At 74.5% G+C, this 9,164-nt stretch carries 7 protein-coding genes; 5 read left to right on the top strand and 2 right to left on the bottom strand.

Annotated elements, in window-relative coordinates:
- The first annotated feature begins 514 nt into the window (after positions 1 to 514).
- From Q1A09_RS22455 to Q1A09_RS22440, 4 genes are all read left to right on the top strand, one after another.
- The gene (locus tag Q1A09_RS22455) at positions 515 to 2,026 is read left to right on the top strand and encodes an aldehyde dehydrogenase family protein (RefSeq protein WP_299960602.1); all 1,512 of its coding nucleotides are present in this window, start codon (positions 515 to 517) and stop codon (positions 2,024 to 2,026) included.
- Positions 2,027 to 2,119: 93 nt separating this feature from the next.
- Positions 2,120 to 2,638, top strand: a complete 519-nt coding sequence (locus Q1A09_RS22450; RefSeq protein WP_299960599.1) for a DUF421 domain-containing protein — start codon at positions 2,120 to 2,122, stop codon at positions 2,636 to 2,638.
- Between the two features lie 269 nt (positions 2,639 to 2,907).
- Complete coding sequence (locus Q1A09_RS22445) at positions 2,908 to 4,611, top strand: DEAD/DEAH box helicase (protein WP_299960596.1); 1,704 nt, start codon at positions 2,908 to 2,910, stop codon at positions 4,609 to 4,611.
- 112 nt (positions 4,612 to 4,723) lie between these two features.
- The gene (locus Q1A09_RS22440; protein WP_299960593.1) at positions 4,724 to 5,263 is read left to right on the top strand and encodes a hypothetical protein; all 540 of its coding nucleotides are present in this window, start codon (positions 4,724 to 4,726) and stop codon (positions 5,261 to 5,263) included.
- Between the two features lie 102 nt (positions 5,264 to 5,365).
- Here Q1A09_RS22440 and Q1A09_RS22435 read toward each other — a convergent pair whose 3' ends face one another.
- Complete coding sequence (locus Q1A09_RS22435; RefSeq protein WP_299960590.1) at positions 5,366 to 6,037, bottom strand: alpha/beta fold hydrolase; 672 nt, start codon at positions 6,035 to 6,037, stop codon at positions 5,366 to 5,368.
- 102 nt (positions 6,038 to 6,139) lie between these two features.
- Between Q1A09_RS22435 and Q1A09_RS22430 the strand changes: the two genes are divergently transcribed.
- Positions 6,140 to 7,543, top strand: coding sequence for an NAD(P)/FAD-dependent oxidoreductase (locus Q1A09_RS22430; RefSeq protein ID WP_299960587.1), 1,404 nt, complete (start codon positions 6,140 to 6,142; stop codon positions 7,541 to 7,543).
- A gap of 66 nt (positions 7,544 to 7,609) precedes the next feature.
- Here the strand turns inward: Q1A09_RS22430 and Q1A09_RS22425 are convergent, their stop codons facing one another.
- Positions 7,610 to 9,070 carry a benzaldehyde dehydrogenase gene (locus tag Q1A09_RS22425; protein ID WP_299960584.1) on the bottom strand — a complete coding sequence of 487 codons (1,461 nt, stop codon included), beginning with the start codon at positions 9,068 to 9,070 and terminating at the stop codon, positions 7,610 to 7,612.
- Positions 9,071 to 9,164 lie beyond the last annotated feature (94 nt).

Here is a 9,164-nt window from a genome sequence, read left to right as displayed (position 1 = left end):
GGGCGTCCAGAGCCGACATCAATTCGCTCATGACACCTCCCGACCGGTTCGAACGTGTGTACGAAGAATACCGGTCGACCAGCCTTCGGACAACCCGAATCCGCAGGTCAAACGCCTGTCCACAGATCCAGCTCGAGTCTTGACAGTCGCCTCATATCGGTCGCTCGACCATGGCGAGAAACCGACCCATCGGGGCAGGGGCGCCGCCCGCCGCAGCCAGCCGACCACCCCGGACGACGCCGACCTTCAACGCGGGGATGAAGCCGACCCAGGGACGAAGCCGACCCAAGAACGAAGCCGACCCCGGGGCGAAGCCGACGCAAGGACGAACCCGACCCAAGAACGAGACCGACCCCGGGACGTGGGCGTCGGCGCCGGTCCCAGCGGGAGCCGCGACTCAGGAGTGGCACTCGAGCAACGGTGCGCCACGGGTCGGCCGCAGGCCCACCACGGGGTTCGACCACCCACCGCACGCCGGATCAGGCGCCGCGTACTCGTGGGTAACCTGCGTCACATGCCACTCAGCGAAGAGTTGGACAGCTCCCCCCGCCGCGACACCGCCGGGACCTTCGAGTCGACGGACCCGGCCACCGGCGCCGTCGTCGGGGTCTTCCCGGTGCACGACACCGACGCCGTCCGCGCCATCGTCGCGCGGACCCGGCCCGCCGCCGAGCACTGGGCCGCGCTCGGCTTCGCCGAACGGGGACTCCGGCTGGCCGCCTACCGCGGCCACCTGGCCCGGCGGATCGACGAGCTGGCCGACCTGGTGCACCGGGAGAACGGCAAGCCGCACGACGACGCCGTCCTGGAGATCACCCTCGCCGTCGACCACCTGGCCTGGGCGGCGGCGCACGCCCGGAAGACCCTGGGCCTCCGCCGGGTGCGCCCGGGGCTGCTGGCCGCCAACCAGGCCGCCTACCTGGAGTACCAGCCCCTCGGCGTGGTCGGCGTGATCGGGCCCTGGAACTACCCGGTGTTCACCCCGATGGGCTCGATCGCCTACGCGCTGGCCGCCGGCAACGCCGGCGTCTTCAAGCCCAGCGAGTTCACCCCCGCCGTCGGTGCCTGGCTCGCCGACGCCTGGCGGACCGCCGTCCCCGACGTCGCCGACGCGTTCGGGCTGGTCACCGGCTCCGGGGAGACGGGTGCGGCGCTCTGCCGGGCCGGCGTCGACAAGCTCGCCTTCACCGGCTCGGCCGCCACCGGGCGGAAGGTGATGGCCACCTGCGCCGAGACCCTGACCCCGGTGCTGATGGAGCTCGGCGGCAAGGACGCGATGATCGTCGACGACGACGCCGACGTGGCCGCCGCCGACGCCGCCGTCTGGGGCGGGATGAGCAACGCCGGGCAGACCTGCATCGGGATCGAGCGGGTCTACGCGACCAGCGCCGTCTACGACCGGTTCGTCACCGAGGTCACCTCCCGGGTGGCCGACCTCCGCCCGGGGTCCGACCCGCAGGCCGCCTACGGCCCGATGACGATGGCCGGCCAGGCCGACGTCGTCCGCCGGCACCTGGACGACGCCGTGGCCGCCGGCGGGAGCGTCGCCACCGGCGGCACGGTCGACGGCGGCGTCATCGCCCCGACCGTGCTGCTCGACGTCCCGGAGGACTCCGCCGCCGTGCGCGAGGAGACGTTCGGCCCGACGCTGACCATCACCCGGGTTGCCGATGCCGAGGAGGCGCTGCGGCGCGCCAACGACTCGACCATGGGCCTGGGCGGCTCGGTGTTCAGCGGCTCCCCGGCGCGCGCGATGAGCCTGGCCCGGCGGATGCGCAGCGGGATGACCGCGATCAACTCGGTGCTCTCCTTCGCCTCGGTGCCCGCGCTGCCGTTCGGCGGGGTCGGCGAGAGCGGGTTCGGCCGGATCCACGGCGAGGACGGGCTGCGCGAGTTCGCCCGGGCCAAGGCGATCACCCGTCTGCGGTTCGCGCTGCCGGTCAACCCGATGAGCTTCACCCGTCCGGCCGGCGCCGTCGACGCGCTGGCCCGGATCACCCGCCTGCGGCACGGCCGCCGCCGCTGAGCCGGCCCACGGTCGGGGCGCGGCGGCCCACGGGCTGACGGGGGGAACGTCACACCCGGACATGCCTGCGCGGGGCCGGGGCATGGCCGGTGCATGCCCCTCTCCGACGTCCTCTTCGGCGACCTGTCCGCCACCGGACACGCCGCCCTCAAGGCCGCGCTCATGTTCCTGACCGCGCTGGTCGTCCTGCGGTTCAGCGAACGCCGCACGGTCGGCCAGATGACCCCGTACGACTTCATCGTCGCGGTGGCGGTCGGCGCCATCGTGGGCCGCACCGCGACCTCGGCCCAGACACCGTGGTCGACCGGTGCGGTCGCCCTGCTCGCGCTCGCGGTCGTGCACACGGCGGTCAGCCGGCTGCGGCTCCTGCCGTGGGTGCACCGGGCGATCGACCCCTCGGTGCACGTCCTCGTCCGGGACGGCGAGGTCGACCACCGGCGACTCCGCCGGGCCGGCCTGCTCGACGCCGACCTGGCCGCCCTGCTCCGCCAGCAGGGGATCTCCGACGTCAGCCAGGTGCACCTGGCGGTGTTCGAGTCCAAGGGCGGGGTCTCGGTGCTGACCTCCCCCGCCCAGCACGCGGAGAGCTCGACCGAGCCGTCAGCCCCCTGACCGCCCGACCGGGCGGCCGGGCGGCCGCCCCGATGTGATCAGTCCCTCCTCCGGATGCGCCCGGTGACCGGGCACGTCTGGCAGAGTGAGGGGCACCGGCGCCGCCCCCCGCTCATCCGAGAGCAGGTGGACTCGACGTCGGCGCGAGGCTGCGCCACCGAGGCGCGCCGGCGACCCGACGTCCGACCCGGAGAAGCGATGCGGCCCCGTCACGGTGGCCCCGCACCCGGTGGACGAACGGTGGCCACCGGAGTGTTGAGGACCCACTGATGACTTCCAGCCCGTCCAGCCCTGCCCAGAACGACGGCGCGCGCCGTCGCGCCACCCGCCCGGCCGCCGCCCCGTCGGCGAGCACCGGCTCCCCCGCCTTCCGCGCCCCCACCGCGCCGTCCGGCTCGCCCGCCGAGGGCGGCTCCGAGGGACGTCGCCGCCGCGGCGGCCGTGGCCGCGGCACCGGCCCCCGCCCCGAGGGCCAGCAGCCCACCGCGCGCGACGCCTCCCGCGCCGAGGAGGCCGTGCCGGCCGCCCCCGTCGTGCCGGCCGGTGACGTCGCCACCGTGCTGCCCACCGACACCACCTTCGCCGAGCTCGGCGTGCCCGCCCCGCTGGTCGAGGTGCTCACCGCCAGCGGCATCACCGCGCCGTTCCCGATCCAGGTCGCCACGCTGCCGGACACCCTCGCCGGCCGCGACGTCCTCGGCCGTGGCCGCACCGGATCGGGCAAGACGCTGGCCTTCAGCATCCCGCTGGTCGCCCGGCTCGCCGGCTCGGACAGCAAGCGACAGCCCAAGCGCCCCCGCTCGCTGATCCTGGTGCCGACCCGCGAGCTGGCCAACCAGGTCAACGCCGTCGTCGACCCGCTCGCCCGGGCGCTCGGCATGCGCTCGACCGTCGTCTTCGGCGGGGTCGGCCAGAACCCGCAGGTGCAGGCGCTCGCCGCCGGCGTCGACGTGCTCATCGCCTGCCCCGGCCGGCTCGAGGACCTGATCAACCAGCGCCACGTCGACCTGGGCGCGGTGGAGATCACGATCCTCGACGAGGCCGACCACATGGCCGACCTGGGCTTCCTGCCCGGCGTCAAGCGACTGCTGGACCGCACCCCCAAGGTCGGCCAGCGCCTGCTGTTCTCCGCCACCCTGGACAACGGCGTCGACGTGCTGGTCAAGCGGTACCTCACCAGCCCGACCACGCACTCGGTCGACCCTGCCGTCGCGCCGGTGTCGACGATGACCCACCACGTGTTCCGGGTCGACGCCGCCGACAAGGGCGAGATCGTCAAGCAGCTGGCCTCCGGCCTGGGCCGCAGCGTGCTGTTCACCCGCACCAAGCACCAGGCCAAGAAGCTGGCCAAGCAGCTGACCGCCGCCGGGGTGCCCGCCGTCGACCTGCACGGCAACCTCAGCCAGAACGCCCGCGAGCGCAACCTGGAGGCGTTCAGCACCGGTGAGACCCGGGTGCTGTGCGCGACCGACATCGCCGCCCGCGGCATCCACGTGGACGACGTCTCGATCGTCGTGCACGTCGACCCGCCGGCCGAGCACAAGGCCTACCTGCACCGCTCGGGCCGCACCGCCCGCGCCGGCGCCGGGGGCACCGTGGTCACCATCGCCACCCCCGACCAGGCCGCCGAGGTGCGCACCCTGGCCCGCCAGGCCGGGATCAGCCCCGAGGTGTCGGCGATCAAGCCGGGCGCCCGGGAGATCACTGCGCTGACCGGTCCGGCCGCCCCCTACGTCGAGCCGGCCCCCGCGCCGGCCCCGCAGCCGCAGGGCACCGGCACCGGCCGTCGTCGCCGCTCCGGCGGGGGCGGTGGGGGCGTCGCGGCGCCGGCCGGCCAGTCGTCGTCCGGCGGTTCCGGCCGCGGTGGCCAGACCCGGTCCGCGGGGCCGGCGCGCACCCGCGCCGAGCTGGCCGCCCGGGCCGGCCAGGCGCCCAGCGGTGCCGGCCGAGGCCGCGGGCGCTCGGGCCGCTGACCAAGAGCTGACCACCGGCCCGTCGTCGTCCCGGCCCCCGGTCGCGGGGCGGCGTGCGGGCGGCGACGATGATGTTGAGCACTGCAGCATCCCCGTCGCGAGTGAGGTCCCCATGCGCCTGCCCATCACCCCCAGCGAGATCGCACCGCGCATCGCCACCGGCGCGTTCATCCTCAACTCCGGCCTCGGCAAGCGTGGCGCCGACGCCGAGACCGCCGCCGGGCTGCACGGCTTCGCCGCCGGCACCTACCCGGCGCTGAAGAACGTCCCGCCGGCCACCTTCGCCAAGGGCCTTTCCACCGCCGAGATCACCATCGGCGCCCTGCTGCTGACCCCGTTCGTCCCCGGCGCGGTCGCCGGTGCGGCGCTGACCGGGTTCTCGGCGGGCCTGCTCGGCCTCTACCTGCGCACCCCGGGGATGACCAAGCCGGGCAAGAGCGTGGCCCCGACGCAGGACGGGCTGCCGATCGCCAAGGACGTCTGGATGCTGGGCATCGGCCTCGGGCTGATCACCCAGGGGCTGGTCGGCCGCGAGGCCCGCATCGGCACGCGCCGGCCCTCCCGCGCCAGCCGGAAGGCCGCCAAGAACGCCGCGAAGCTCTCCGTGGCGGGCAAGGCCGTCTCGCGCGCGCGTGAGGCCGTCGCCGCCTGACCGACGGCCGGGCGCCGGTCGGCGGTTCCTCGACCCGGAGACCGGAGCGGCGCACTTCACGAGCCGGCCCGACCCACGGGCCGGCTCACGGTGCGGTCCGGCTCAGCCCACCGACCGGCCCAGGTCGAGCGCGAGTCCTGCGACGGCGTCCGGGCGGGTGATCGGGAGCATGTGGGCCGCGCCGGGCAGCTCGACCAGCCGCCCGCGCGGCGCACACGCGGACAGGTGCGCCGCCCAGTCGTGACCGCACAACGCGTCCCGCGTGCCCCGCACGACGAGGACCGGCACCGTCACCCGGCGCAACCGCTCGTCGACCCGGTCGGGCGAGGTGTTCCGCCAGAGGCGGGTCATCGCCGGCGGCCCGGTGTGCAGCCACTGCCGGACGATCAGCGGGGCCTGCCACCACTGCTCGTGCACCGCCGTGCGCAGCCACCGGCCGGCCAGCACCCGGACCCGGCGCAGCCGCGGGTCGGTGGTCGGGCCGAGCAGCAGCAGCCCGACGACCCGCGGGTCCCGCTCGGCCACCGCGACCACCACCTGGCAGCTCTGCGAGTGCCCGGCCAGCACCACCGGCCCGGGTCCGAGCGCCGCCGCCAGCTGGTCGGTCAGCTCGGGGAGGGTGCCGACCCGGCCCCGCTCCCCCATCCCCGGCAGCCGGACGACGACCCCGCCGGCCGGGCCCAGCACCCGCCTCCAGGAGCGGTCGTCCAGACCGAGACCTGGGACGCACACGAGTTCAGGAACACCGTTCGCCTCCAGGCTGCTCTCCTTCATGCCGACTGTGTCCGGGACGACGACGCCCCGCAGCGGAGGGCGGCCGGAAGATCCAGAGCAGTAGTGGGAGGATGAGTCATCATGACGACATCAGGAGGCACCGTGACCACCGCAACCCAGTCCACCGGACGCCGGCCCCGGGTGGTCATCGTCGGGTCCGGGTTCGGCGGTCTCTTCGCCGCCCAGCGCCTGAAGAAGGCCCCGGTCGACATCACCCTGGTCGCGAAGACGTCCCACCACCTCTTCCAGCCGCTGCTCTACCAGGTGGCCACCGGCATCCTCTCCGAGGGCGAGATCGCCCCGGCCACCCGGCAGATCCTGAAGGACCAGGACAACGCCCGCGTGGTGCTCGGTGAGGTCACCGACATCGACCTGGCCGCCCGCACCGTCACCTCGACCGTCCTCGGCCGCACCACGGTGCACGAGTACGACGAGCTGATCGTCGCTGCCGGCGCCGGGCAGTCCTACTTCGGCAACGACCAGTTCGCCGAGTTCGCGCCGGGCATGAAGAGCATCGACGACGCCCTCGAGCTGCGCGGCCGCATCTTCGGCGCCTTCGAGCTGGCCGAGCTCGCCACCGACCCCGCCGAGATCGACCGGCTGCTGACGTTCGTGGTCGTCGGCGCCGGCCCGACCGGCGTGGAGATGGCCGGGCAGATCGCCGAGCTCGCCCGCCGCACCCTGCGCAAGGACTTCCGCCGCATCGACCCGACCAGCGCCCGGGTGATCCTGCTCGACGCCGCGCCGAAGGTGCTGCCGCCGTTCGTCGACTCCCTCGGCCAGAACGCGCACAAGCGGCTCAACGAGATCGGCGTCGAGGTCCAGCTGGGCGCGATGGTCACCAACGTCGACGCCGACGGCATCGTGGTCAAGGACGGCGAGGGCCACGAGCGCCGGATCCACTCCGCGACCAAGATCTGGGCGGCCGGCGTCCAGGCGAGCCCGCTGGGCAAGGTCCTCGGCGAGCAGTCCGGCGCGGCGGTCGACCGCGCGGGCCGGGTCTCCGTCGAGCCCGACCTCACCCTGCCCGGGCACCCCGAGGTGCACGTGGTCGGCGACATGATGTCGCTGAACCGGCTCCCCGGTGTCGCCCAGGTCGCCATCCAGGGTGGCCGCTTCGCCGCCGAGGCGGTCAAGGCCCGCATCGCCGGCCGGCCGACGAAGCCGGAGTTCACGTACCACGACAAGGGCAGCATGGCGACGGTCGCCCGGTTCTCCGCCGTCGCCGACCTGGGCAAGATCAAGCTGACCGGCTTCCTGGCCTGGGTGCTGTGGCTGGTCGTGCACGTCGTCTACGTCGTGGGTTTCAAGAGCCGGTTCACCACCGTGCTCGGCTGGGCGGTGAGCTTCCTCGGCCGGGGCCGTGGGCAGCGCACGGCCACCCAGCAGCAGGTCTACGGCCGGCTGGCGCTGGAGGAGCTCGGCTCGGACTTCGAGGTCTCGAAGACCGGTGGCAAGCGGCACCTCGGCGAGCCGGTCGACGTCACCGGGCGCGAGTCCGCCTGACGCACCGCACCACCACGACGGCCCGGTCCCCGCACCTCGCGGGGGCCGGGCCGTCGGCGTGTGTGCTCAGAACGGGTAGCTGGGCAGGTCGCCGCGCAGCGTGACCCACTGGGTCTCGGTGAACGCCTCGATGTTGGCCTGCGCCCCGCCGTGCCGGGAGCCGGTGCCCGAGGCGCCGACGCCGCCGAACGGCGCGACCGCCTCGTCGTTGACCGTCTGGTCGTTGATGTGCACCAGTCCGGCTGGGATCCGCTCGGCCAGCTGCAGCCCGGCGTGCACGTCCCGGGTCAGGATGCCGAGCGAGAGCCCGTACTCGGTGCCGGCGGCCAGGGCCGCGACCTCGTCGACCGAGGAGAACGGCGTCACCGGGGCCACCGGCCCGAAGATCTCCTGCTGGTAGGCCGGGGCGTCGACCGGGACGTCGCCGAGCACGGTCGGCCGGTAGAACAGCCCCTCGAAGGTGCCGCCGGTGCGCACCGTCGCGCCCCCGCCGACGCTGCTGGTGACCAGCTCGTGCACCCGGTCCCGCTGGCCGGCGTCGATCAGCGGGCCCAGGGCCACCTGCTCCCGGAACGGGTCGCCGACCGGCAGGTGCTCGACCTTCCCGGCCAGGACGGCGGTGTACTCCTCCGCGATCGAGGCGTGCACCAGGTGCCGGCTGGTGGCCATGCAGATCTGTCCGGAGTGGGCGAAGGTGCCCCAGGCCCCGACCGAGGCAGCGGCGGTCACGTCGACGTCGGGCAGAACGATGAGCGCGGAGTTGCCACCCAGCTCCAGGTGCGCCCGCTTCAGGTGCTGCCCGGCCAGCGCACCGACGGCGCGGCCGGCCCGGGTCGAGCCGGTGAACGCGATCACCCGCACCGCCGGGTCGGTGACCAGCGCCTCGCCGACGTCGGCCCCGCCGGGCAGCACCTGGAACACCCCGGCCGGTACACCCGCCTCCTCGAAGACCCGGGCGAACACCGCGCCGCCGCAGATGGCGGTGCGCGGGTCGGGCTTGAGGACGACGGCGTTGCCGAGGGCGAGCGCCGGGGCGATGGCCCGGATCGCCAGGATCGTGGGCACGTTGAACGGCGCGATCACGCCGACCACGCCGGCCGGGACCCGGCGGGAGAAGGAGAGCCGGGGAGAGCCGCTGCGCAGCAGCTCGCCGTAGGGATGGCTGGGCAGCGCCGAGGCCTCGTAGCACTCCTGCGCCGAGGTGTGCACCTGGAAGTCGCCGAAGGGCTGGATGGCGCCGGACTCCCGGGCCAGCCACTCCTTGATCTCCTGGCCGTGCTCGGTCAGCAGGTCCCCGGCCCGGCGGAGCACCGCGGCGCGCTGCTCGAACGGCAGTGCCGCCCACTCCCGCTGCGCCGTCACGGCCCGTGCGCCGGCCTGGGCCACGTCCGCGGGGGTGGCCTTCCCGACCTCACCCAGCTCGGCGCCGGTGGCCGGCTCGACGGCGATGTAGGTGCCGCCGCTGCCGTCGGTCCACGACCCGGTCCAGACCTTGCCCTGCCACGCGCCGTCCTCGAGCAGTGCCATGGATCTCCTCGTCTCGTCGGTGAGCTCCGGTGAGCTCCGGTGAGCTCCGGTGAGCTCCGGTGAGCTCCGGTGAGCTCCGGTGAGCTCCGGTGAG

Source organism: uncultured Modestobacter sp. (assembly GCF_947486615.1).
Taxonomy (GTDB): domain Bacteria; phylum Actinomycetota; class Actinomycetes; order Mycobacteriales; family Geodermatophilaceae; genus Modestobacter.
This window is presented reverse-complemented; position numbering and strand designations above follow the sequence as displayed.

Coding starts and splice junctions, on each gene's coding strand:
- Q1A09_RS22455 (WP_299960602.1), top strand. CDS start 515: ATGCCACTCAGCGAAGAGTTGGACAGCTCCCCCCGCCGCGACACCGCC.
- Q1A09_RS22450 (WP_299960599.1), top strand. CDS start 2,120: ATGCCCCTCTCCGACGTCCTCTTCGGCGACCTGTCCGCCACCGGACAC.
- Q1A09_RS22445 (WP_299960596.1), top strand. CDS start 2,908: ATGACTTCCAGCCCGTCCAGCCCTGCCCAGAACGACGGCGCGCGCCGT.
- Q1A09_RS22440 (WP_299960593.1), top strand. CDS start 4,724: ATGCGCCTGCCCATCACCCCCAGCGAGATCGCACCGCGCATCGCCACC.
- Q1A09_RS22435 (WP_299960590.1), bottom strand. CDS start 6,037: ATGAAGGAGAGCAGCCTGGAGGCGAACGGTGTTCCTGAACTCGTGTGC.
- Q1A09_RS22425 (WP_299960584.1), bottom strand. CDS start 9,070: ATGGCACTGCTCGAGGACGGCGCGTGGCAGGGCAAGGTCTGGACCGGG.